The 23,868-nt window shown below is 47.0% G+C and carries 24 protein-coding genes; 13 read left to right on the top strand and 11 right to left on the bottom strand.

From position 1 onward, the window contains the following. Positions 1 to 15: 15 nt before the first annotated feature. Both LIN78_RS11385 and xseA read right to left on the bottom strand, forming a co-directional pair. Positions 16 to 1,140, bottom strand: coding sequence for a CobW family GTP-binding protein (locus LIN78_RS11385; RefSeq protein WP_227180952.1), 1,125 nt, complete (start codon positions 1,138 to 1,140; stop codon positions 16 to 18). A gap of 166 nt (positions 1,141 to 1,306) precedes the next feature. Next, the gene (gene xseA / locus LIN78_RS11380; RefSeq protein ID WP_227180951.1) at positions 1,307 to 2,665 is read right to left on the bottom strand and encodes an exodeoxyribonuclease VII large subunit; all 1,359 of its coding nucleotides are present in this window, start codon (positions 2,663 to 2,665) and stop codon (positions 1,307 to 1,309) included. A gap of 517 nt (positions 2,666 to 3,182) precedes the next feature. Here xseA and LIN78_RS11375 point away from each other — a divergent pair. From LIN78_RS11375 to adk, 6 genes are all read left to right on the top strand, one after another. Next, a complete protein-coding gene (locus LIN78_RS11375; RefSeq protein ID WP_227180950.1) occupies positions 3,183 to 3,800 on the top strand; it encodes a MotA/TolQ/ExbB proton channel family protein in 618 nt (205 codons plus the stop codon). Between the two features lie 14 nt (positions 3,801 to 3,814). After that, positions 3,815 to 4,237: an ExbD/TolR family protein gene (locus LIN78_RS11370; RefSeq protein WP_227180949.1), complete on the top strand. Its 423-nt coding sequence runs from the start codon at positions 3,815 to 3,817 to the stop codon at positions 4,235 to 4,237. Between the two features lie 2 nt (positions 4,238 to 4,239). Then, positions 4,240 to 5,241, top strand: a complete 1,002-nt coding sequence (gene lpxK, locus LIN78_RS11365; protein WP_227180948.1) for a tetraacyldisaccharide 4'-kinase — start codon at positions 4,240 to 4,242, stop codon at positions 5,239 to 5,241. Further along, positions 5,231 to 5,407, top strand: coding sequence for a Trm112 family protein (locus tag LIN78_RS11360; RefSeq protein WP_227180947.1), 177 nt, complete (start codon positions 5,231 to 5,233; stop codon positions 5,405 to 5,407). Before lpxK ends, LIN78_RS11360 begins: the two co-directional genes overlap by 11 nt. Continuing rightward, positions 5,407 to 6,189 carry a 3-deoxy-manno-octulosonate cytidylyltransferase gene (gene kdsB, locus LIN78_RS11355; protein ID WP_227180946.1) on the top strand — a complete coding sequence of 261 codons (783 nt, stop codon included), beginning with the start codon at positions 5,407 to 5,409 and terminating at the stop codon, positions 6,187 to 6,189. The genes LIN78_RS11360 and kdsB overlap by 1 nt, the downstream gene beginning before the upstream one ends. 96 nt (positions 6,190 to 6,285) lie before the next feature. Further along, positions 6,286 to 6,942, top strand: coding sequence for an adenylate kinase (gene adk, locus LIN78_RS11350; RefSeq protein WP_227180945.1), 657 nt, complete (start codon positions 6,286 to 6,288; stop codon positions 6,940 to 6,942). Positions 6,943 to 7,036: 94 nt separating this feature from the next. Here adk and LIN78_RS11345 read toward each other — a convergent pair whose 3' ends face one another. From LIN78_RS11345 to LIN78_RS11335, 3 genes are all read right to left on the bottom strand, one after another. Continuing rightward, positions 7,037 to 8,044 carry a class 1 fructose-bisphosphatase gene (locus tag LIN78_RS11345; protein WP_227180944.1) on the bottom strand — a complete coding sequence of 336 codons (1,008 nt, stop codon included), beginning with the start codon at positions 8,042 to 8,044 and terminating at the stop codon, positions 7,037 to 7,039. Between the two features lie 107 nt (positions 8,045 to 8,151). Continuing rightward, complete coding sequence (locus LIN78_RS11340) at positions 8,152 to 9,156, bottom strand: inorganic phosphate transporter (RefSeq protein WP_227180943.1); 1,005 nt, start codon at positions 9,154 to 9,156, stop codon at positions 8,152 to 8,154. A 27-nt stretch (positions 9,157 to 9,183) separates the two neighbouring features. Then, positions 9,184 to 9,834 carry a DUF47 domain-containing protein gene (locus LIN78_RS11335; RefSeq protein WP_227180942.1) on the bottom strand — a complete coding sequence of 217 codons (651 nt, stop codon included), beginning with the start codon at positions 9,832 to 9,834 and terminating at the stop codon, positions 9,184 to 9,186. Positions 9,835 to 10,227: 393 nt separating this feature from the next. Here LIN78_RS11335 and purB point away from each other — a divergent pair, with 393 nt between their 5' ends. From purB to clsB, 7 genes are all read left to right on the top strand, one after another. Continuing rightward, positions 10,228 to 11,598, top strand: a complete 1,371-nt coding sequence (purB, locus tag LIN78_RS11330; protein ID WP_227180941.1) for an adenylosuccinate lyase — start codon at positions 10,228 to 10,230, stop codon at positions 11,596 to 11,598. Between the two features lie 132 nt (positions 11,599 to 11,730). After that, a complete protein-coding gene (gene pcnB / locus LIN78_RS11325) occupies positions 11,731 to 13,074 on the top strand; it encodes a polynucleotide adenylyltransferase PcnB (RefSeq protein ID WP_227180940.1) in 1,344 nt (447 codons plus the stop codon). Between the two features lie 2 nt (positions 13,075 to 13,076). Next, on the top strand, positions 13,077 to 13,583 hold the full coding sequence (gene folK / locus LIN78_RS11320; protein ID WP_227180939.1) for a 2-amino-4-hydroxy-6-hydroxymethyldihydropteridine diphosphokinase: 507 nt from the start codon (positions 13,077 to 13,079) through the stop codon (positions 13,581 to 13,583). A gap of 12 nt (positions 13,584 to 13,595) precedes the next feature. Further along, positions 13,596 to 14,231, top strand: a complete 636-nt coding sequence (locus tag LIN78_RS11315) for a deoxynucleoside kinase (RefSeq protein ID WP_227180938.1) — start codon at positions 13,596 to 13,598, stop codon at positions 14,229 to 14,231. A gap of 93 nt (positions 14,232 to 14,324) precedes the next feature. Next, on the top strand, positions 14,325 to 15,119 hold the full coding sequence (panB, locus tag LIN78_RS11310) for a 3-methyl-2-oxobutanoate hydroxymethyltransferase (protein WP_227180937.1): 795 nt from the start codon (positions 14,325 to 14,327) through the stop codon (positions 15,117 to 15,119). Positions 15,120 to 15,306: 187 nt separating this feature from the next. After that, positions 15,307 to 16,131 carry a pantoate--beta-alanine ligase gene (panC, locus tag LIN78_RS11305; protein ID WP_227180936.1) on the top strand — a complete coding sequence of 275 codons (825 nt, stop codon included), beginning with the start codon at positions 15,307 to 15,309 and terminating at the stop codon, positions 16,129 to 16,131. A gap of 77 nt (positions 16,132 to 16,208) precedes the next feature. Beyond that, positions 16,209 to 17,369 (top strand): cardiolipin synthase ClsB, encoded by a 1,161-nt coding sequence (clsB, locus tag LIN78_RS11300; protein WP_227180935.1) that lies wholly within the window; start codon positions 16,209 to 16,211, stop codon positions 17,367 to 17,369. An 18-nt stretch (positions 17,370 to 17,387) separates the two neighbouring features. On the opposite strand, the gene LIN78_RS11295 is transcribed toward clsB, so the two are convergent. The 6 genes from LIN78_RS11295 to rsmB form a co-directional block, all read right to left on the bottom strand. After that, positions 17,388 to 18,134, bottom strand: coding sequence for a substrate-binding periplasmic protein (locus tag LIN78_RS11295; RefSeq protein ID WP_227180934.1), 747 nt, complete (start codon positions 18,132 to 18,134; stop codon positions 17,388 to 17,390). 15 nt (positions 18,135 to 18,149) lie between these two features. After that, positions 18,150 to 18,473: a DUF2322 family protein gene (locus tag LIN78_RS11290; RefSeq protein WP_227180933.1), complete on the bottom strand. Its 324-nt coding sequence runs from the start codon at positions 18,471 to 18,473 to the stop codon at positions 18,150 to 18,152. Between the two features lie 67 nt (positions 18,474 to 18,540). After that, entirely contained in the window at positions 18,541 to 19,839 is a 1,299-nt protein-coding gene (locus tag LIN78_RS11285) for a sigma-54-dependent transcriptional regulator (RefSeq protein WP_227180932.1), read from the bottom strand. Then, positions 19,836 to 21,950 (bottom strand): sensor histidine kinase, encoded by a 2,115-nt coding sequence (locus tag LIN78_RS11280; protein WP_227180931.1) that lies wholly within the window; start codon positions 21,948 to 21,950, stop codon positions 19,836 to 19,838. Before LIN78_RS11280 ends, LIN78_RS11285 begins: the two co-directional genes overlap by 4 nt. After that, a complete protein-coding gene (locus tag LIN78_RS11275) occupies positions 21,947 to 22,501 on the bottom strand; it encodes a DUF4390 domain-containing protein (protein WP_227180930.1) in 555 nt (184 codons plus the stop codon). The genes LIN78_RS11280 and LIN78_RS11275 overlap by 4 nt, the downstream gene beginning before the upstream one ends. Next, entirely contained in the window at positions 22,498 to 23,763 is a 1,266-nt protein-coding gene (gene rsmB / locus LIN78_RS11270; protein ID WP_227180929.1) for a 16S rRNA (cytosine(967)-C(5))-methyltransferase RsmB, read from the bottom strand. Before rsmB ends, LIN78_RS11275 begins: the two co-directional genes overlap by 4 nt. Positions 23,764 to 23,868: the final 105 nt, after the last annotated feature.

Here is a 23,868-nt window from a genome sequence, read left to right as displayed (position 1 = left end):
AACGCCTTTATGGGGTTATTTTTTTGCAGGTAATAAGCAGCGAGTTAACTCTTGCTCAAAAATGTCTTTTGGTAAATCTCTACCGATGAACACAACAATGCTCGATTTTTTCTCGCCATCATTCCAACGGCGGCCAAAATCACTGCTCATCATCATGTGTACACCTTGGAAAATAACCTGACGTGGTTCTTTTGCCAAGTATAGTAAGCCTTTGTATCGATACAAATCGTTACCATAAATTTCTAGTAGTTTGCCTAGGCAGGCTTCTAGTTTGCCCATTTCAAAGGCACGCTCAGAGCGGAAAACAAACGACTGCACCGCGTCTAAGTGTGTGTGCGCATGTCCGTGATCATGGTCATGATCACAATGTTCATTGCACTCATGATCGTGATCATGATGGTGGTGATGTTCGTGTCCATGGTCATGGTCGCAGTGTTCATTACACTCGTGATCATGGTGGTCATGATCGTGTGCTTCCATTTCTAGGAATTTCGGATTAATTTCTAATTTTGCTTTTAGATCAAAGCCTTGAATATCCAGAATTTGGTCTAGTGGAGTTTCGCCAAAGTGAACATGTCGAATTTGTGCGCGCGGGTTAATGCGTAACAAGCGCTTTTCTAACGCTTGTGTCACATCGCCTTCTACCAAATCTGTTTTAGACAACAAAATACGATCGGCAAAAGCAACTTGTTTTTGTGCAGTTTCTTCACGGTCTAACTGTAGATCACCGTGTTTTGCATCCACAACGGTTAATACCGCATCTAAGTGATATAAGCGTTGTACTTCTTCATCAAAGAAGAAGGTTTGTGCCACTGGGCCTGGGTCTGCAAGGCCGGTGGTCTCAATCAAAATACGATCAAACGCCAATTGCCCGGTTGCGCGCTTGCCAGCTAGTTCTAGCAAGTTGCGTTGTAAATCGCCACGAATGGTGCAGCAAATACATCCATTATTCATTTCAACGATTTGTTCGCTGTCTTGCACTAGCAACTCATTATCAATGCCGACTTCGCCAAATTCATTTTCAATCACGGCAATACGCTGGCCGTGATTTTCTTTTAATACGCGATTCAGCAGCGTGGTTTTACCCGCGCCCAAAAAGCCGGTGACAATGGTTACTGGAATGCTAGATGGATTTTGCATGCTGTCCTCAACTGTTATTCATTATGTTGAGCCATCTTTTGGGTGGTGGCTCAATGGGGCTGTCCGGCAATCTATACCAGCAGCGAGAAATACTATCATCAATAGATGGGGGCGAATGTGCTTTGCTTCAAGCGACCAACATCACTTTCCTTCACGCCATTTTGCTTTATAGCGGTAGTTCGTGTTGGCAGGGCGATGCATTATCCGTATTGGCGGTCACATGCAGTTTACCGCCTGCAAGGGTCACATCTAACGCTTCTCCATGCCCCACTTCGTTTGGATGGCGAATAATCTGACCTTGCTGGTTGGTGACTAAGCTGTAACCGCGCGAAAGTACTGCCGTCGGATCTAGTGCGGTTAAACGGTGTCCGTTTTGGGTGATGCGTTGCGATAACTGAATCATACTTTGCTGTTGGCTTTGGATTAATCGCTCTTGCAGGCGCTGTAATTGCCATTGGTAAGGTTGGCAATTTGGCGTTTTGGCAGAAAGACGAAGCGACAAATGGTTAAACTTAGCCATTCGCTGTTCTTGTTGACGCAGTAGGGTTTGAGTTAATCGGTAAGATAACCCCTCCAACCGTTTTTGCTGTTGGTTGAGTTTTTCGCCCGGATGCACTAATCGCTTCGCTAGCCAATCCACTTTGAGCATTTGTTGCTCAATCGCACGGGTCATCTGCCGATAAAGCCTGTCTTTCACCATGGCGAGCTTTTGTTTCATCGCCGCCCCATCAGGGGAGACTAATTCAGCAGCAGCCGTCGGCGTAGGTGCGCGTAAATCGGCAACAAAGTCGGCAATGGTAATGTCTGTTTCGTGCCCAACCCCACTCACAATCGGAATGTGGCTATTCGCGATGGCTCTCGCGAGCACTTCTTCATTAAACGACCATAAGTCTTCAATCGAACCACCGCCACGGCCAACAATTAGTACATCCACTTCTTGTCTTTGATTGGCCGTTTCAATCGCGGCCGCTAGTTTGACTGCTGCGCCTTCACCTTGTACCGGCGCGGGGTAAATAATGATAGGGATGTGCGGTGCTCTACGGCGAAGGGCTATTAATATATCTCGTAACGCAGCAGCTTGCGGGGAAGAGACAATCCCAATGGCTGTTGGGTGCGTGGGAATGGGCTGTTTGCGCGTCGGGTCAAACAGGCCTTCTGCGGCTAACTTGGCTTTTAGGGCTTCAAATGCTTCAAATAGCGCACCTCTTCCCGCACGGCGCATGGTTTCAATATTGAGTTGGAACTCCCCCCGTGGCGCATAAAAACCAATATTGGCAAACAGTTCTACTTGTTCACCATTACTTACTTGCCAATCGACATACTGTGCCTTGTGCCGGAACATCACGCAGCGTACTTGCGCACTGCTATCTTTCAAGACGAAATACCAATGCCCAGAACTTGCTTTGGTTAGGTTGGAAATCTCGCCGCTCACCCAAAGTGGCGGAAAACTTTGCTCCAAGACATCGCTAACTTGTTGATTTAGCAGCGAGACGGGGATAACTTTTTGAGAATATGAAGATTGCATGTGGTTTTGATCAGGTCATCCACACCTTGTCAAGCTTGACATTAACGAATTTTGACGCATCACGAATTTCCGGATTTGTCAGGCTTGACAAAGTTAAGTTGTTGATTTTATTGATTTTTATAAATTGTCTATTTTGGCCGCAATTTGTAAAAAGTCCTTATCTATCGCTAGTTTAGTGCATGTTTTCAGAAATTACTCACAAAGTTATCCACAGGTTCTGTGGGTAATCAAAAAAAACCTATAGAGATGATAGGGTTATCTGAAATTCTTAAAGTAGCGTTGGGAACTTTTTCAGCGCTTTTACACACGTAGAAAAAATTTTTTCACACTTTGTTACCTGTTTAGCTGACGAAGTAATGCAATTTTCACTTCATCATTTATGGTTATGCGATAATACCCGATTGTAAGCATAAATGCAGACGGGTAAGATTCGCTTAGTGAAATGTCATGCGGCGTCTAAGGGCAAAATAGATGGCCGATATCCCTTCTGTGCAGAATTAAATTAAAGGATAAGCTGGTGTTATCAATTATTGAAGCGGCAGGTTGGCCAATTTGGCTATTGATTGTGGCCTCTATTCTGGCTGTTGGTATTATTTTTGAACGTTTCTGGTCCTTGCGTACCACACTGGTTGCGCCGCATGGCTTGTTAAAAGACGTTGTGCAAGACTACCGTCAAAATGGCGTTAATGAAGCGTTGCTAAAAAAACTCTTAGACCCAAACGCACCGCTGATGGCACGCGTTTACGCATCTGGCCTGAAAAATGTGGGTAGCACGCGAGAAGTGATGAAAGAATCGATCGAAGAAGCTGGTCGTGCAGCTTCTATCGAACTAGAGCGTTTTCTTACGTTGCTAGGAACCATTGCCGCGCTATCTCCGCTGCTTGGTCTATTTGGTACTGTGATCGGGATGATCGAAATTTTCGGCGCACAGAACCCTGCAACCGGCAATAACCCAGCCGTACTCGCACACGGTATTTCGGTTGCGCTGTATAACACTGCGTTTGGTATTTTGGTAGCGGTGCCTAGTATGGGCTTCTATCGTCATTTCCGTGCCAGAGTGGATCAGTTGTTAGTCGAAATGGAACAACAAGCCATTAAACTGGTGGAAATTGTTCACGGCGAACGTCGTAACTAATCGGGAATGCCACTATGAATTTTCATCGAGGCAAACATAGAGAAGAGCCAGAGATCAATTTTATTCCGTTGATTGATCTCTTATTGGTCATTCTTATTTTTCTGATGGTGACGACCACCTATTCGCGCTTTGCCGAACTACAGATTAATCTGCCGACTGCAAAAGATGCGCCACAACCTGAAAAACAGGTGAAAACGCTGAATGTTGCCGTCGATGCGCAGGGTAAGTTCTCTCTCAATAACCAGCCGTTTATGTTCACGAATACCGATGAACTAGCGACTTTATTGAAGAAAACCGCAGGGGAAGAGAAAGATCCTGTGGTGGTGATTAATGCAGATGCCAATGCAAGACACCAAAATGTCGTTGATATTATGGAAGCTGCAAGTGAGGCGGGCTTTGGTCAAGTCACCTTTGCTACGCAGAACCCGAAAGACTAGCCGTGAGTCACTGGCTGGAAAATGAATGGCGCCGCCCAACATGGCGGCGTTTTTTCTTGTGGCCAATCAGTGCTTTGTTTGGCGTATTGGTGCGTCTTCGCTATGCGCTCTATCGGATGGGATGGCTTGCATCAGAAGCGTTACCCGTTCCTGTTGTTGTGATCGGTAATATTCATGTGGGCGGAAGTGGAAAAACTCCACTCACTATCCATTTAGCGAATGCCTTAAGCGCAAAAGGATGGCGCCCGGGAATTGTTAGTCGCGGCTATGGCCGAGAATCCGATGAAGTATGCGCGGTCACAGTCGATAGTAATGTGAAGGCGGTCGGTGATGAGCCGCTACTCATGGCAAGGTCGCTGCAAAGTGTGCCTATTTGGGTGGGGCGAGATCGAGTTGCTGCCGCGCGAGCATTATTAGCTGCGCATCCAAAAGTGAATGTCTTGTTATGTGACGATGGTTTGCAACATTACCGATTGGCGCGTAGCGTCTCTCTGTGCGTGATGGATGGCACGAGAGAGCAGACGCGGTGTATGTTGCCTGCGGGGCCGCTGAGAGAGCCTTGGGGGCGTTTAAAGCACATTGATGCTGTGGTCTGGAATACGCATCGAAACGATCAGGTTTTGCCAAGCGGCGTATCATCGTACTTAATGACACTCGTCCCCGGTGGATTCTGGCAAGTTAGTCATCCACAGAAAGAAGTGACCGCTGCCGAACTAAAGGATAAATCCTTGCATGCAGTGGCGGGGATTGGCCATCCTGCACGGTTTGAAAAAACGTTAAAAGAATTGGGGTTATTGGTCGCGGTAAAGCCATACCCGGATCACTATGCGTATCAGGCAAAAGACTTTGAATCAGTGGATGCAGATGCAGTTTTAATGACCGAAAAAGATGCGGTCAAATGTTTTTCGCTGAATAATGATAAACTATGGGCCTTAAGAATTCAGGCCGACGTGTCACCAGAACTCGTCGCTTTTGTAGAAAGCAGATTAAAACATGGATGCTAAACTGTTAGATATTATTGTTTGCCCTATCTGTAAAGGCCCATTGGTGCTAGATAAGGCGGCGCAAGAACTGATCTGTAAAGCAGACCGTTTGGCGTTTCCGATTAAAGACGGAATCCCTGTCATGCTAGAAGATGAGGCAAGGGCATTAGGCGCTGAAGAGGCGTAATGATGTCTGCTTTTGTGGTGGTTATCCCTGCAAGGTTTGCATCTACTCGGTTGCCTGGGAAAATGCTAGCTGACTTAGCTGGTTTGCCAATGGTTGTGCGGGTGGCAAGGCAGGCGGCAAAAAGTAGTGCGACTAGTGTCGTCATTGCGGCAGACCATGAAGACATCCTTCATGCGGTGGCTGCACATGGTGAAAAAGGATTGCTAACAAATCCCAATCACCCTAGTGGCACCGACCGATTGGCTGAAGCAGCTGAATTATTAGACTTGCCTGATGACGCAATTGTCGTTAATGTTCAGGGGGATGAACCCCTTTTGCCGTCAGGGTTAATTGATAAAGTCGCACAACAGTTAGTTGATCATCCAACGGCGAGTATTGCGACACTTTGTCATCCCATTCATGAGGCGGCAGAGTTTTTTAATCCGAATGTGGTCAAGGTGGTATTTGACCAACATGGTCGAGCGATGACGTTTAGTCGCGCGCCCATTCCGTATGCCAGGGATGCCTTTGCGAATGACAAAGCAACCCTGCCGGCAGGTTTACCCGCTTTCCGGCATATTGGCATATATGCATACCGTGTCAGTTTTTTGCGAGCATACCGGGGTCTGACGCCCACTGCGCTAGAGCAGTTTGAGGCATTGGAACAATTGCGGGCAATGTGGCATGGTTATGAGATATCCGTTGCTGTTGTGGATGAACCGCCGCCTGCAGGTGTCGATACTGCCGATGATCTCGCAAGAGTGCGCGCTTGGTTAGCGGCAAATCCTGACGCAACGTCATAATAATAATCATACGAGCTATATTAGAGCACATCGAAAAGCTGGCTTTGTGCTTGCCCAAAATTAAATGACCTACACAGAGAAACAGAGGATCTGAAAATGAAATTGATTCTATTGGGAGCGCCGGGTGCTGGTAAGGGTACGCAGGCTAACTATCTAAAAGAAAAATTTGGTATTCCGCAAATTTCTACTGGCGATATGCTGCGCGCAGCAGTAAAAGCCGGTACGCCACTTGGTTTGCAGGCCAAGGCGGTGATGGATGCGGGTCAATTAGTGTCTGACGACATTATTATTGGTTTGGTACAAGAGCGTATCAAAGAGGCTGATTGTGCAAATGGCTTCTTGTTTGATGGCTTCCCACGTACGATTCCTCAAGCAGATGCCCTAAAAGCAGCTGGCGTGGCAATCGACTACGTGGTTGAAATCGACGTGCCAGATAGCGAAATCGTTGAGCGTATGTCTGGTCGCCGTGTGCACCCTGCATCTGGCCGTACCTACCACGTGAAATTCAATCCACCAAAAGTTGAAGGTAAAGATGATCAGACTGGTGAAGATTTGATTCAGCGTGACGACGACCAAGAAGAGACCGTGAAAAAGCGTTTGGATGTATACCATGCACAAACTGAAGTGCTAGTTGGTTACTACTCTGAGATCGCAAAAAGCGGTGATACCACAGCGCCTAAGTACATTAAGGTGGCCGGTGTTGGTGCAGTAGAAAGTATTCGTGACGCGGTGTTTGCAGCACTAGGCGCATAAGTCTTTCCGCCCCCAAAAATAAAGGCAGCTAAACGCTGCCTTTATTTTTTTTCAGAAGAGGGTAATCATCACATGATTCCCCTCGCTGTTGTGCTTATGCTTCGCTGTGATGGTGATACGAAGTAATACGCTCTACTTCTTCTTTCGAGCCTAGGAACACCGCGACACGTTGATGTAGGCTTTCTGGTTGAATATCCAGAATGCGCTGATGTCCATTGGTCGCAGCGCCGCCCGCTTGTTCAATGATGAGACTCATTGGGTTCGCTTCATACATCAAGCGTAGCTTGCCTGGCTTTTCTGGTTCACGTGCATCACGAGGGTACATAAAGATGCCGCCGCGCGTCAAAATGCGATGCACATCCGCTACCATCGATGCAATCCAGCGCATATTGTAATCTTTGCCTAATGCGCCAGTCGCACCCGCCTGCATTTCTGCTACGTAGCGAGACACTGGGGTTTCCCAGTGGCGTTGGTTAGACATGTTGATCGCAAATTCTTTGGTCGACTCAGGTACTGTCATGCTTTCATGGGTCAGTACGAATGAACCCATTTCACGGTCTAGCGTGAAGCCTTTAACTCCGTTGCCAAGCGTCAACACCAGCATTGTTTGCGGACCATAAATTGCATAGCCTGCGCAAACCTGTTCGGTGCCGGCTTGCAAGAAAGACGCTTCAGATGGTGTCTCGGTACCTTCTGGGCAGCGAAGTACAGAGAAAATCGTCCCAACTGATACGTTGACATCAATGTTGCTAGAGCCATCTAATGGATCAAATAGCAATAGATAAGCGCCTTTAGGATAGCGACCTGGAATTTGATAGGCTTCTTCCATTTCTTCAGAAGCCATCGCGGCTAAGTGGCCGCCCCATTCATTGGCCTCTAACAAAATTTCATTAGAGATGACGTCTAGCTTCTTTTGTGCCTCGCCTTGAACGTTGTCTGTTCCTGCGTTACCTAAAACACCACCTAACGCGCCTTTAGATACTGCATGGCTAATTGCTTTACAGGCACGTGCAACCACTTCGACTAAGAAGCGTAAATCGGCAGGGGTGTCATGATTGCGGGTTTGTTCAATTAAATAACGGCTTAACGTAACGCGAGACATAAAACGGTTCTCCAGTGAGTTTTGTGCAGTTTACCTTGTTCAGTGATCCAGATAAACAAAACGGCCCGAGAAGGGCCGTTTTTTTGTGCTAACTATCAATTGGCAGATTAAAAAATCATCGTGCCAATTTTCCAGCAAATCGCAGACACGAGTGCTGAACATGGAATAGTAAGCACCCATGCCCATACGATACGGCCTGCTAAACCCCAACGAACCGCAGACATACGGCGTGATGCGCCAACACCAACAATCGCACCAGTGATGGTATGAGTGGTGGATACCGGGATGCCGAGTGATGTTGCTAAAAATAGCGTAATTGCACCTGCTGTTTCGGCACAAAAGCCACCCATCGGTTTCAGTTTCGTAATACCCATACCCATGGTTTTGACGATCCGCCACCCACCAAATAAGGTGCCAAGGCCCATTGCAATTTGGCAAGATAGGATTACCCAAAGTGGGATGTCAGCATTGCCTGGTAGCATGTTGTTTGAGATCAGTAGCAGCATAATGATCCCCATGGTTTTCTGTGCATCATTGCCGCCATGCCCCAAGCTATATAAGGCAGCAGAAACAAACTGAAGCTTACGAAAACGCATGTCAACACTGACGGGGGTTGAGCGAACGCAGAACCAAGTCACAATAATAGATAGCGTAATAGCGAGCAGCATGCCAAGCATCGGGGATAGCACAATTGCCCCTGCTGTTTTGAGGAAACCGCCGCCAATCAACGCGCTAAGTGAACCTGTTTTCGCAACGGCAGCACCTGCAAGACCTCCCACTAGCGCATGGGATGAGCTAGATGGAATGCCGAACCACCAAGTAATGATGTTCCAGCTTAAAGCCCCAGCTAGCGCGCCAAAAATGACGGCATTATCAACCACTTCTTTATGTACCGTACCTTTGCCAATGGTGGCAGCGACATGGTGGTCAAAGAAGAGGAAGGCAACAAAGTTAAAAAATGCAGCCCAAGCAACCGCCATTTGTGGGCTGAGTACTTGGGTAGAAACGATGGTCGCAATCGAGTTGGCCGCGTCATGAAAGCCGTTCATAAAGTCGAACGCCAATGCAAGACCGATCAAAACGATAATAACTAATAACAGATGAGTATCCATAATGTGGGGATTCGCCCTGTTAACTAATTAAATACGTTCTAGCACGATGCTGTGAATCATGTCTGCAGCATCTTCGCAACGATCAACAGCTGCTTCATACAGCTCGTACAACTCTTTGGTTGCTAGTAGCGCACGAGCATCGCTTTCTTCTGCGAACAAACGTGCAATACCATTGCGACGAACGCGGTCAGCGTCATCTTCAATGATTTTTACATCGTGACAAGCTTTGATAATACCGTCAGCGTGCGTCATGTCATTTAGTTTAGATACTGCGTCTTGCAGTTTTTCACATGCACGTAGCACGATTTGACCAAGTGCAGCCATTTCTGGTGTGAAGTTTTGTACACCATAGATAGATGCTTTGACTGGAATTTGTTCGATGATATCGACAACATCATCTAGCGCAGTCGCTAAGTCTTTGATTTCGCCACGGTCAAATGGGGTAACAAATGTACGGTGTAACGCCAATAGAATGTCACGAGAAACATCATCCGCTTTACGCTCTAATGTTTCGATTGCTTCGAAATGTCCTTTAAACGTTGCAGTTGGCTCTGCGCTCATTGCTGCAAGGTGTTTAGCGGCTTCCACTACCAAAGCTGCGTGTTGATCAAACCAGGTGAAAAATTTCTCTTCATTTGGAGAGACCTTCGCGATCAGCGCGGTCAGAAAGTTGGACATGGGTTGTTCTCCCTTTATTACTCAATCACTCAAGTGGTGGGTGCCGATTGGCGACGCCAGCCTTATCATTTAGCGGGCAGACACTAGGGTGTTGTTCCGCCCAAAACACATGTTCCGATCAGCCTTAATCACCGGTCTCCTCTATTATTTTTTTGATGACTACAAGGTCATTCGTGTAGAGGGTGATGTCGGGTATGTATTCGGTTCGGGCGAATTGTGACAGAAAAATGAAAGAGAATCACGACCTAACACAAAGAAAATGCTATTTATTTTCAATTAGATGCTGTTGTCGTGTGTTTGTTGAAAGTATAAGAAACAAGCATAGTCAGTCGCTCCGAAGTGGTGTGGACATGATAAAATATCTTTTTTTATGGTTATCTGGCTGATAGAAACATGGATTTATCAAATCTAACTGCAATTTCTCCTCTTGATGGACGCTACCGTAAACAAGTAGACAAGTTAGCGCCGCTTTTCTCTGAGTTTGGTCTAATGCACCGCCGTGTACAGGTGGAAGTCGAATGGCTAAAAGCATTGGCTGCACATCCTGAAATTGCAGAGGTGAAGCCTTTTTCTGCAGCAACTATTGAACAATTAAACGCATTAATCACAAATTTCTCTCTAGAAAATGCTGAGCGCGTAAAAGCGATTGAGTCTGTGACCAATCATGACGTGAAAGCCATTGAATACTTCTTGAAAGAAGCGTTTGCGGATAACGCAGAAGTCCAAGCCGCTAGTGAATTCATCCACTTTGCTTGTACCTCGGAAGATATCAACAACTTGTCTCACGCCTTGATGTTAAAAGCCGGTCGTGATGAAGTGTTGGTGCCTCAATTTGATGAGATCATCGGCCGTCTTCAAGAGTTGGCTCACCAACTGGCTGATTTACCAATGTTGTCTCGCACCCACGGCCAAACCGCTAGCCCAACTACCTTGGGTAAAGAGTTGGCTAACGTGGTATACCGTCTACGTCGTCAGCGTGAGCAAATCGTTGCCGTGCCAATGCTGGGCAAAATTAATGGTGCTGTGGGTAACTACAATGCACACTTGTCTGCGTACCCAACGATTGACTGGGAAAGCTTCGCTAGTCAGTTTATCGAGTCCCTTGGTTTAACATTTAACCCATACACTATTCAGATTGAGCCGCATGACTACATGGCAGAGTTGTTTGATGCGTTTGTGCGTGCAAACACAATCTTGATCGACTTGGATCGTGACGTTTGGGGTTACATTTCTCTAGGTTACTTCAAACAGAAAGTGGTTGCGGGCGAAGTGGGTAGTTCGACCATGCCGCACAAAGTTAACCCGATTGACTTTGAAAACTCTGAAGGTAACTTGGGTGTGGCAAATGCATTGCTTACCCATATGGCGCAAAAACTGCCAATCTCTCGTTGGCAGCGTGACCTTACCGACTCTACCGTGTTACGCAACATGGGCGTTGCGTTTGGTTATACCGCCCTTGGTTTGTCTGCACTAAAACGTGGTTTGAACAAGCTAGAATGCAATCCAAACCGTTTGGCTGCGGACTTGGATAATGCATGGGAAGTGTTGGCTGAGCCAATTCAGACCGTGATGCGTCGTTACGGCATTGAAAATCCGTACGAACAATTAAAAGCATTGACCCGTGGTCAGGCTGGTATTAACAAAGAAACCTTGGCTACCTTTATTGAAGGTCTTGCTATTCCTGCAGACGAAAAAACACGTCTATTAGCACTCACACCAGCGACTTATACTGGTAAAGCGGCTGAACTAGCTAAGCGAATCTAAGCCTAGCTTCACGACGGAAAACGGACGCAGTTCATATGCGTCCGTTTTGCTTGCTGATTGTACCGTGCTCACATTAGAGTATGGTTGGGCTAGGGAGTGGCCTGCAATCGCCCGACTGGAACTAACAATAGAATGATCAGAAAACTGATAAGACGCGTACTCAGATTACCGATGCTGCCGCATGGCGGCGCAGAGGCATTGCCATTAAAAAAACATGGCATTACCCGTGAACAAATTAGTGGCTCAGCGCTGAAAGTAACCGATAAGTTACAAGCGGCTGGCTACACTGCCTTAGTCGTGGGTGGGGCAGTGCGCGATCTATTGTTAGGTCGTGAACCAAAAGATTTTGATGTGGCGACCAATGCTACACCTGAAGAAGTGCAGCGCATATTTGGTCGACGCGCACGCATTATTGGTAGACGCTTTCGGATTGTTCATGTGCCGTTTGGCCCTGAAATTATCGAAGTGACTACCTTCCGTGGTGACGCGGATGATGTGCATACCGATGAAGAAACCGGCCGAATTCTTCGTGACAACGTTTGGGGCGATCAAGAACAAGATGCACGCCGCCGAGACTTTACGGCCAACGCTCTTTATTACGATCCTGCAAAACAAGTGGTATACGATTATCACCATGGCTTGCGTGATCTAGAGCGTCGTCAGTTGGTGATGATTGGTGATCCTGAGCGTCGCTATCGTGAAGACCCTGTTCGTATGCTGCGCGCTATTCGTTTAGCGGCGAAGTTAGAACTAAGCATTGAGCAAGGCACCGAACAACCCATCGAATCGTTAACACCGCTACTTGCAGAAGTGCCACAAGCAAGGCTTTTTGATGAATTAACCAAGATGCTCCTTTCTGGCGCAGCCGGTGCTTGTCTAGAAGTGCTCTACAGTTCTGGTCTATACAAGCCGGTGATGCCACAACTTGGCCGCATTATGTCTACTAAGTCTGACCGCGACTTTTTACAAAAGGCGATGTCGGCAACGGATGATCGGATTAAAGCGGGTAAAAGTGTCAACCCAGCTTTCCAAATGGCAGCTTTATTATGGCCGCAAGTTCAGCGACGCTGGGAGCAACTGCAAGGCAGTGGCCAAAGCGGTATGCAGGCCATGATGAATGCGATTGAAGATGTATTAGATCGTAATAAAGGGTTAGCACCAGCAAGGCATGCCGGCACGATGCGGGAAATTTGGTCTCTTCAACCAAGGTTTGATGGCCGTACAGGTCGTAAGCCATTTAGGTTGCTTGAGAATGGCCGATTCCGTGCGGCTTACGATTTCTTGGTGTTAAGAGCAAGCGCAGATGACTCGCTCAAAGAATTAGCAGAATGGTGGACGGCATTTCAGCACGCCGATGCTGGTGAGCAAACGCGCATGCTGGAACAAGATTCACCGGTTGATCCTTCCAAACGCAAACGTCGCCGTCGCCGTCGTAAACCGAATGATGGTGGTGGTCAATCTGGCGCTGAGGAATAAGCGTGGCAAGGGCATATATTGCACTCGGTGGTAATTTGGGTGACCCAGTCGCCCAAATGCAGACGGCACTGACAAAATTGTCTGAGCACCCAGCGATTCATCAGGTACGGGCCTCTCGTTATTATGTGACTGCACCGGTGGGTTATGACAACCAGCCCGATTTTTACAACGCGGTTGCAGAAGTGGAAACGACCTTAGCAGCAAACGAATTGCTCGATTTGATGTTCGAATTAGAGTTTGAAGGGGGACGAGAGCGTTTGTTTGCCAATGCACCCCGCACCTTGGATTTAGATCTACTGATGTATGATCAGCTAGTGTCCTCTGATCCTAGAATGATTTTGCCGCATCCAAGGATGCATCTACGTGCATTTGTGCTTGTGCCATTAGCCGAACTGGCGCCAACATTGGAAATGCCGGGCATTGGTGCATTAACCCCTTGGTTAGCCGCCTGCCAAGATCAACGAATTGAAGCAAGGCAGCCTTTTTTTCCGTTACCAATCGCTTCTTGATAAGAGAGCTATATGCTACGACCGTACCGCTATATTGTTGTCGATGGGCCGTGTGGTATTGGTAAAACAGCGTTAGCGAAACGGTTGGCAGATTGTTCTGGCAAGCGCTTTTTGGCAGATGAGCCAACAGAGAACCCATTTCTTCCTCGCTTTTATCAGGAGCCGGCTCGTTACGCGCTGCCTACCCAGTTATCTTTTCTCATTCAGCGTATTCGGAAGCTAGAACCAATTGTTCAGCATGATTTATTCGAGCAAGGCATCGTGACGGACTTCTTGCTAGAAAAAGATAATTTATACGCAGAGTTAATGTTAAGTAGCGAGGAACTGCCGCTTTACCAAATGATGTATCAAAAGCTGGCGCCAGCCTTGCCGAAACCCGATTTGGTGATTTCTCTTCAGGCATCTCCCAACTGGTTAGTTGAACATGTTAGAAAAATCGCCTATCCACATGTGCCAGACTTGCAAGATGGATTATTGAGAAGAGTAGCTCAGCGGTATAGTAGTTTCTTTTATGGATATGGCGCCGCACCAGTTTTAATGGTGAATGTTGAACATATGGATCTTGAATCCGAAACGGATTTTGCGTTATTGTTGCGACGCGTCAACAATATGCGTGGCACGCGGGAATTCTTCAACAAAGGGGATTAACCGTGAAAAGGGCTCAATCACCATTGACCCTGCCGAGATGGACCAAAGGCTGACCGTCTTTGTGTAAAAAATATACAGATTAGCGAGAACATCATGCAAATTACCACTAGCACCCTCCAAAACATGGCAAAACAAGGCCAGAAAATTGCCATGCTTACCTGTTATGACGCGACATTTTCGAGCGTACTGGATGAGGCCGGTGTGGATGTGATGTTAATTGGGGACTCTTTAGGTATGGTCATGCAAGGCCATACCTCGACGATCCCTGTGACGCTAGAAGAAGTGGCCTACCATACTCGTTGTGTTGCACGTAAGGCAACACGTAGCCTTATTCTGGCTGACTTACCGTTTGGTGCCTATCTAGAAAGCCCGCAACAAGCAATGGCGAGTAGTGTCACCTTGATGTCTGCCGGTGCCCATATGGTCAAACTAGAAGGTGGCGAGCATATGCTAGAAACCGTTCGCTTCTTGGTTGCACGTGGCGTCCCTGTATGTGGCCACATCGGTTTGACCCCTCAGTCTGTGAACACATTAGGCGGTTATAAAGTACAAGGCAAAACGGATGCAGCAGCCGAGCGCCTAAAGGCAGAAGCATTGGCCTTGGAAGCGGCTGGGGTCAGCATGATTGTGCTAGAGGCAGTGCCAGCCAAATTGGCGGCTGAAATTACCGCTAGCTTAACGACTGCTGCTACCATTGGCATTGGTGCCGGGGTCGATTGCCACGGACAAGTGCTGGTTTTGCAAGACATGTTAGATATTTACCCTGGCAAGAAAGCGCGTTTTGTGAAAAATTTCATGAAGGGTCAAAGTAGTATCCAAGCTGCCGTCAAAGCCTATGTAAATGCAGTAAAAGACGCGAGCTTTCCAACTGCAGAAAACAGTTTTTAACTGTATGAGTGACGCAAACTAGTGCGGAGTGACGCAATCCATCAGATGGTTGCGAATGCCTTGCTAGTTTGCTGCAAAAATAAGCAAATTCATCCGCCATTCTTTGCCGATTCCGTGTAAACTTCACCTCCTGCCAGATTTTGGCACCTTTCTTTTTTTTGCGCCCGATTGTAGCTGGGGATGAAGTATGCAAATTTTAGCCACACCTGAAGACGTAGCGGCTTTCCGTAAGCCAGGAAAAACCTTGGCGCTAGTGCCAACAATGGGTAATTTACACGAAGGTCATTTATCCCTCGTGAAGTTGGCTCGCCAATACGCTGATGAAGTGGTGGTCAGTATTTTTGTGAATCGTCTTCAGTTTGGCCCAAATGAAGACTTTGATCGTTACCCGCGAACCTTTGAAAGAGATAGTGCATTATTAGCAGCTAACGGCTGTCATGCGGTGTTCCATCCTTCCGAAACGGTTCTTTATCCGGTACCTCAAAGCTACTTGGTTGAACCACCTGAATTGCTAGCTAATACGTTGTGCGGCGCATTTCGTCCAGGACATTTTCAAGGTGTTTGCACGGTGGTGAGTAAACTTTTCAATGTTATTCGCCCAGATGCAGCGGTTTTTGGTTTAAAAGATTTTCAGCAGTATCTCATCTTGCGTGAAATGACGAAGCAGATGAATCATCCAATTCAAATTATTGGTGGTGATATTGTCCGCGAAACCGATGGCCTCGCCATGAGTTCTCGAAACCAATATTTGAATCCAACAGAGCGCCAAGAAGCGACGCGACTATATCAGTTACTTCAAAATGCACGTGAAGCACTGAAGCAAGGTGGTGTTTGGGCGGACATTCAGCAAGCCACTATGCAGGCTTTAGAAGAGCATGGCTGGAAGAATCAGTACTTTGAATGGCGTAGTGAAGTAGATCTATCTCCTTGCACTGACCTTCAAACGCCTTCTCGTCTATTGGTCGCGGCATTTAATGGCCAAACGCGCTTAATCGATAATATTGCGCTGTAATTCAATCACTACTTGTTGCTCTTATGACAGGTAGTGATTATCCTCATCTCTGACCCTCAATTTCAGAGAGACAAGGTTTGCCTGAGTTTTCTAACAACCATCTTTCCTTACTAAGGGATGGAACGGCCTTTTTTCCAGCCCTCTTGTCCGCTATTGCGGGCGCACGCGAATCCGTCTGGATTGAAACCTATATATTTGCCAACGATGAAACCGGTTTGCGGGTAACCGAAGCATTGATTGCCGCCGCTAAGCGTGGTGTGCAAGTGCACTTACTCATCGATGGTTTTGGTTCAAAAAACTACCCAGATGATCAATGGCAGCAGTTACTTGCCAGTGGTGTTTGTGCGCTGAAATTTCGACCCGAGATCACTCTCTTTTCTTTCAAAAAGAAGCGGCTTCGCCGATTGCACCGCAAGTTGGTCTTGATTGACGGGGTGATTGGCTTTGTTGGGGGGATTAATATCGTCAATGACCGTGATCCTGGTGAAACTGTGCCTCGGTTTGATTACGCCGTTAGGGTAGTCGGTCCCGTTTGTCGTGATATTGCGATGACCATGATGAGCATGTGGCGACGAACATGTCAGTTCCAGTTAAAACCACATTGGTTGCCATGCCGCACGCCCAAAGAGGCGGATGAAACTAGCCACTATCCGGCAAAGTTAATTATTCGAGATAATAGCCTTCACCGTCGAGATATTGAATCGGCCTACCTTGAAGCGATCGCTTCCTCACAAAAAGAAATTATGATCGCCAATGCCTACTTCCTTCCGGGTATTCGATTCAGACAGGCCTTGCTCCATGCGGCGAAGCGAGGCGTGAAAGTGACCTTGCTATTACAGGGCCGAAGAGATCAAGCATTGTTACAATTTGCCTGCCGTGGTTTCTTTCGGCAACTCTTAATGGCGGGCATCCGAATCGTGGAATATCACCGTGCGTATATGCATGCAAAGGTGGCAGTTATTGATGGCCAATGGGTGACTGTTGGTTCTAGTAATATTGATCCATTCTCCATTTTGTTAGCAAGAGAAGCGAATCTTATTATCCAGCATCCTGCTTTTGCAAAGCAGTTACGCAAAGATTTACTCAATGAGTTGGCGCTTGGTGGCGTAGAGGTGGGCGAAGAGACAATTCGTAAACAATGGTGGGGATATCGTGTTTTACCTTGGTTTGCCTATGGGGTGGTACGGGGGCTAATGGGGATGACCGGCTATGGTCGCGAGGATTATCACGCGAAATAAACGTGATGCAGGTTATCTTCAATGAGGGACTGGTGTGTTATGAGCAAACAGTCGAACTACGCGATTTAATTTACTGATGGTCGTGTCAGGGACGTGTTTATTGCAGGCTAGGTAAAGTTTGCTGCTGCCAAATTGAATAATAGGCGCTAGTTGATTGCCAAGATGTTGCGAAGAGAGAATGGCATCTCCTCTTGTTCGCGAACTTGCCCAATAATTAAATCGTCCGATGAGCAACTTGGCAGGGTTGTGTACATCTTCAGATGCTAAATCGACTTTATAGCCATGTTGGATTAACCAAAGAGAAATGGCATCGTCTCGGCATCCCCCAATCGATTCATTTTTTAAGTCAGAGATTTGCTTCGGGTGGTGCATGCCTTTTTTTGCGTAGATCATCCAATCCATTACCGCAATCGGGCCAACCCATTTGAAATCTGCTTCGCGCTCTTTGGTTCTAGCTGTGCCATAGACACAATAGTTTGGTTTTGATTTGGCGGCTTCAATCGCTCTTGGCCAAGACCAAACTTCCGAATGGAAGGGTAAATTGAGATTAGCGAATGATTTTCTTAAGACGTCGGTGATTTCCCCTGCCGCCAAGCCATCTTGTTCGAAGCTAAGTGGCGGATCATTTTCGGTGACGAGTTGAAGTACTTCTTCTGCGAATGCAGCAGGTGCAAAACTAATCGAAGCGAGAAAAAGTAGCCGTTGCCACCAAAGAATAGATTGGCAGAGCGAAGGAACAGGCCATGAACGGATGAGGGAAAACATGGCCTATGTGCTTAATTAAGCGGCAATCACTGTCACGCTTAATGGAGATAACTCTCCTTTTTCAATCGCAAATAAGCGATCGATATTTGGATGTTTGCCAGGGTTTACTTTGGCATCTTCCGTATGTTCTGCGTATTGAATGATTCCTTTTTGCGCAGCTTCTACAGTAATGCTGCCAAACTCAGTAAATAAGGCATGGTACAGTCTGGCAGATGCAGCTGTACCAGGACGATTTTCAATTCTTGCAACCACTTCACCTGCGTTGGTTGCTAATTCAATGGCCGCTACCTGATCAATCGTTGGTAGTTCAGCTAAATACTCTTGAAATGTTTTACTCATAATTGTCTACCAGCTAGATAAAGGGAATTGGGGAATTTGTTAGTTGGCTAATTATAACAAAATTTCCTTAATTATCTTCATCCTGATTATTTCTTCTACCAATACTCACGCCAAGTTGTTTTAGTTTTCGATACAGATGGGTTCTTTCCAACCCAACACGCTCGGCGACTTGGCTCATATTTCCACCTGTTTCACGCAGGTGGTATTCCAGATATAAGCGCTCAAATTCGTCTCTTGCTTCACGCAGTGGTTGGTCAAAAGAGATTAAGCTGTTGATTGAAGGCGCTGCCTCAATCGGTTGAGGTTCAACAATCGCACGCTGCTGCAGTAATGGTGACACATCCGCTTCTGAAATTTCTTCTTCAGGTGCGGTTAATGCGGCAGACTGAACAACTTGCAATAACTCTTGATGATTACCTGGCCATGCGTGCTGGCGCATCAGATTCAGCGCAGCCGTCGATAATTTCTTCGACGGCACTTTCTTGCTCTCAATCAGTTGGTTCAACTGTTGTTTTGCCAAATCAGGGATATCATCTGCGTGTTGTCTAAGTGGCGGCACGACGACGGTTAGGGTACTCAGCGCATGGTACAAACCTTGATCAAAGGTGCGCTCGGTCACTAATGGCAGTAATGGGCGTGTGGTTGTTGCCACTAAGCGAACATGGAATTTCTCGAGCTTGTTAATTAACAGCAGCAAGCCAGATTGTGCACGTCGAGGTAGTTCAGATACTTCTGGCACAAACAATAAGCCTTCACGGGCCTGTTCTAGCAGCGTCAATGGCGCGTCAATAAGGGTCTGTGGCGTCGTTAGTGTGACCCAAGGAGTATTGGGGTTAAACAAGTACCTAGCGCAAGGCTCAAAGGCCACACCAAACTCACCTGTGAGTAACACCGGTAGCTTTTGCGGCAAGATTTGATCGAGTCTTGCCTTTAAATCCATGATGGCTTCGCCTTTACCAAGGCTGGCCAGTGATTGTTCTGGTTGGTGCTGCACACCGCTGCGTTTTAATGCGCGTTGTACCGTGGAAAGTAATTTCTGGAGCGCAATCGGCTTTTCCATAAAATCAAGCGCGCCAATGCGGGTTGCTTCAACGGCGGTATCAATTGTCGCGTGGCCAGACATCATCACCACAGGCATCGTCAATTGGCCGGCGCGAGCCCACTCTTTTAGTAAGGTAATGCCATCGCAATCGGGCATCCAGATGTCTAATAAGACCAAGTCTGGGCGTTGTTGGTTACGGTAGTTTCTGGCTTGTGCTGCATTTTCAGCCAATCTAACGGTGTAACCTTCGTCCTGCAAAATTTCTGATAACAGTTCCCTGATGCCCATTTCGTCATCGACAATCAGGATTTCATTGCCACTCATATTGCTTCCTCCGGCTGCTCTTGCAGTCTAGGTAGTACGATAGTTACCTGCGCACCATTTGGTTCGCGGTTCTGAATCTGGATACTACCGTGGTGTTCTTCGCATATTTTTTTCACAATGGCTAACCCTAGGCCCGTCCCTTTTGCCTTCGTGGTTACATAGGGCTCGAAAATCCGGGTCATGAGATCTGCCGGAAATCCTGCTCCATTATCAGATACTGTCAGCTGAATGTCATGTGTTCCAAGTAAGGTTTTTACCTGAATTTCAGGATTTTCTACTCCGCTAACTGCATCTTGCGCGTTTTGCAGCAAGTTATGCAAGACTTGACGCAAACGAGTTGCATCCCCATTGACGAATACTGGGCCACTTGGCAGGGATGCTTTCACCTGATTGCCAGATTCATAAAGGGTTAATACCTCTTGAATTAACTCATGAAAATCCAATTGTGAGAAACGTTGCTTAGGTGCTCTAGCATATTCTTTGAAGTCTTCGACCATATTTTTTAGTGCGGCAACCTGATTCACAATGGTTTGTGTGCTTCGGTTGAGCATTTCTACATCTTGGCCACTAAGCTTCTCTGCCAGCTTAAATTGTAGACGCTCTGCAGATAATTGAATCGGCGTCAGTGGGTTTTTGATTTCATGTGCCAACCGTCTGGCGACTTCCCCCCAAGCCGCTTGTCGCTGAGCTTGGATCAGATCGGTAATGTCGTCAAATACCAAGACAAAGCCATGTTCTGCCGATGGCAAATGGCTTCCGCGAAGCAAGAGCGTCTGAGCGCCTTTAGGGCCTTCATGGACCAGTTCGGTTTGCCAGTTTTCTGCCATTGATTCTTTGAATGCAGTCCCAATTTTGACCGCAAAGTCGGCTAGTAAGGGTTGTTCATTTTGCCAGATAGACAGGGCTTTCCCTTGCAGGGTTTGAATGTCTACACCAAGGATATTACCCGCACCTGTGTTGGCTGAACGTAAGTGCATTTCTACGTCAAAGGCCAATACACCGGTGGTAAGGTTGGCTAACAAGCTTTCTAAATATTCATTGGTGGCGGTTAGCGCGAGTTGTTGATGCTCGACACTATCACGAGCCTCAGCCAATTGCCTCGTCATCCGGTTAAATTGCAGCGTGAGCATACCAAGCTCGTCTCTCGACTGCACTGCGTGGCGCTGGCTGTAATCCCCTTGGGCAACCGCTCGGGTGCCTGCAGCGAGTACCGTGAGCGGGGCAGAAAGTCTATCCGAGAGGAAAAAGGCAAGTGCTAATACACTTAGCAATGCAAGCAGCAAGCTTAGCGTCAGAGTGACGGTATATAAGGTTTGCAAACTCCCACGAGACAGCATCAAACTTTTGTAGTCGCTGCGGATGGACTCAAGGGCATCGGCATCTTCGGCTAACTGTTTGGGCACTGGTTGCTGCAGTACCAATATTCGGGAGTCTGTACCGAGTAAATTATTGCTGAGTGGTACGAGTACCCGCACAAATAGGCCCAGTTTCTGATCCGATTCGATAGTCGAAACAGGCCCGGTTCTTACTTGGTTGATTTCTAACGGCGTAGGGTTGTCTGGTGAACTAGGTCCCGCAAAAGCGAGTAAGGTGCCGCGCGCAGTAAATACACCAAGTTGATGTATACCCGTCTGTTCTTGTAAAGGATATAAGTTGCTTACTAAATCCCCTTTTTTATCGGCCAATTGCCTAGCAATCACCAGCGTATTTTTTTCTTGCTCTTGGCGAACATGGTCTAGCGCAACTTGCCCTAAACTGAGCCCTCGGTCTAAAGCGGTATCGACTTTGACATCAAACCAAGTATCAATACTCTTGGTTAAAAACTGGAAAGAAACAAGGTAAACCAATGCGCCAGGTAATACGGCAACGAGGGCAAACATCATCACTAATCGTAGTGTGAGTTTAGAACCAAAGATACCCGCTTTAAGCTTTTTGCGAAGTTGCCATAGCTGATAGCCAACCAAGGAGACCATTGCCGTTAATACCGCAATGTTGATGATCAGCATTTGGTTGTAGTGGCCGGTAAAGCGAGAGGTATTGGCTGACGCCATGGCCAGCAGATACAAAACGACCAGTGCCATTCCCAGACTAATTAAAAGTAACTTCTTCATGGGTTACTATCCGATGTCAGAGAAATGGTTTTCCAATCAGAGTCTAATGACCACTCTTTTGAGGTAATGGTATTAATCTGAAACGGTTTTGGCAGTTGGTCAGTATCTAACTGCATCCGAATTCGGGCACTCAGGCCCGGTTCGACGATACTTTTTTCTAGGATATTCCAAGCGGGTGGATTACACATCGCGCCGAGTGCGGTATCTAGCCTCGAAAAGTTTTGAACGAGTCCACCATAGTAGAGCTTATATTGGCGGGTGAGCGCATAGTAGCTAAGCCGATAGCGCTTTTGCAGATTGGCCAAGTTGGCATCAAACCAATATCGACGAGATTTATTAATTTCTAAATCAATGACAAACCCGAGAGAGACGCCTTGTCGTAAAGCGTCTTCTAGGCTTGGGGTGAGTGCACAGTTGAAATGCGCATTTAGTTGATACCCATCATCCGTCACAGTTACCCTAGAACTTCTAAATGAGATATCTGCATATGCCGCCGATGATAGGCTGACGGCAAGAGAGATGAGTAAAAGTCTAAGGTAACGTTTGATCATTGTTTCACTAAACGAGCAAAGAAAAATCCATCTGTGTCTGCAGAAGGGAAGTATTGCAAGTATGGGCTGTTGTCAGATAGTGGCTCTAACTTGGCATCAGGGTGCTTCGCTAGGAATTGGCTAATCTGATCTTGGTTTTCTTCCGGAAATACCGAACAAGTGGCATATAGCAACTTACCGCCAGCTGCTAGGCAAGGCCAAATTGCTTCCAGAATATCAGACTGTTCTTTCACAAATGTGGCGATATCTTTTGCAAGGCGGTGCCATTTAATATCAGGATTACGGCGAATCACACCAGAAGCACTGCATGGCACATCTAATAAAATGCGATCAAATGCTTGTCCATCCCACCATGTCTTAGGCTGATTGGCATTGCCAACTTTTAACGCTGCGGTCAATTGCAAGCGTTGTAAGTTTTCCTCGACACGTTTTAGTCGTGTCGCATCAATGTCTAAGGCGGTGAGCGTGAGCGAATGCTGTTCTAGTAGATGGCAAGTTTTTCCACCTGGCGCCGCACACGCATCCAGCACTTTCATTCCGTCCGCTACGTCTAGTAAACGTGCAGAGGCTTGTGCGCCAGCATCTTGAACCGAAACCCATCCCTCTTGGAAGTGAGGAAGGCGATCTACCGGCACTGGCTGGGCTAATTTAATTGCATTTTCTGCAATGATTGCTGCATCCATTCCTTCGTTACTCAGTAACTGAAGGTAATCTGTCGGAGTTGTATGATGCGGGTTGACCCGAAGACTCATTGGCGGATGGCTTAAGCTAGCTTCTGCAATGGCCTCCCAATTGCTAGGGTAGTCTTTTTGCCACTTTTCTAGCCACCATTGTGGTAAACCGTAGCGAATCGCAGGCTTTTGGCAAGCCTCTGCCCAAAGCTTATTGCCTTCACGTTGCACGCGACGTAATACCGCATTCACGAGACCCTTACCTGGCTCAAACCACTTGGCAGTCAGCTTAACTGCATGGTCAACAATGGCGTAAGGGGCTGCGCTAGTGAATCGCAATTGATAGATCGCGATCATGAGCAACATAGAAATTCTGGCGTCGGAAGGTGCATGCAGCACCATGCGTTTGACCAGTGCGTCTAATTGATTGTAATGACGTAAGGTGCCATAGCATAAGTCACGAATGGCGCCTTTTTGTTGCGGTGTTAGCGTAGGATTTTGGCGGAGCGCATCTGATAAGGTTTCTGTCAGGTTGCGGCCGGTAAGCACCTTGCTCACAATTTCCGTGGCGAGTCGCTGTATTTGGTGCATATAAGGTGCGTCAGTCTGAGTTTTAAACTCCCCGATACTATCAAAATTCGATAGAAAATGGGGAGGTCTCAGGTAGAAATTAGTAGATTTTCTAGCCAAAAAAGA

This window comes from Leeia speluncae (genome assembly GCF_020564625.1).
Taxonomy (GTDB): Bacteria; Pseudomonadota; Gammaproteobacteria; order Burkholderiales; family Leeiaceae; genus Leeia; species Leeia speluncae.
Note: the sequence above shows the minus strand (reverse complement) of the source record. Positions and strands in the feature narration are given on the sequence as shown.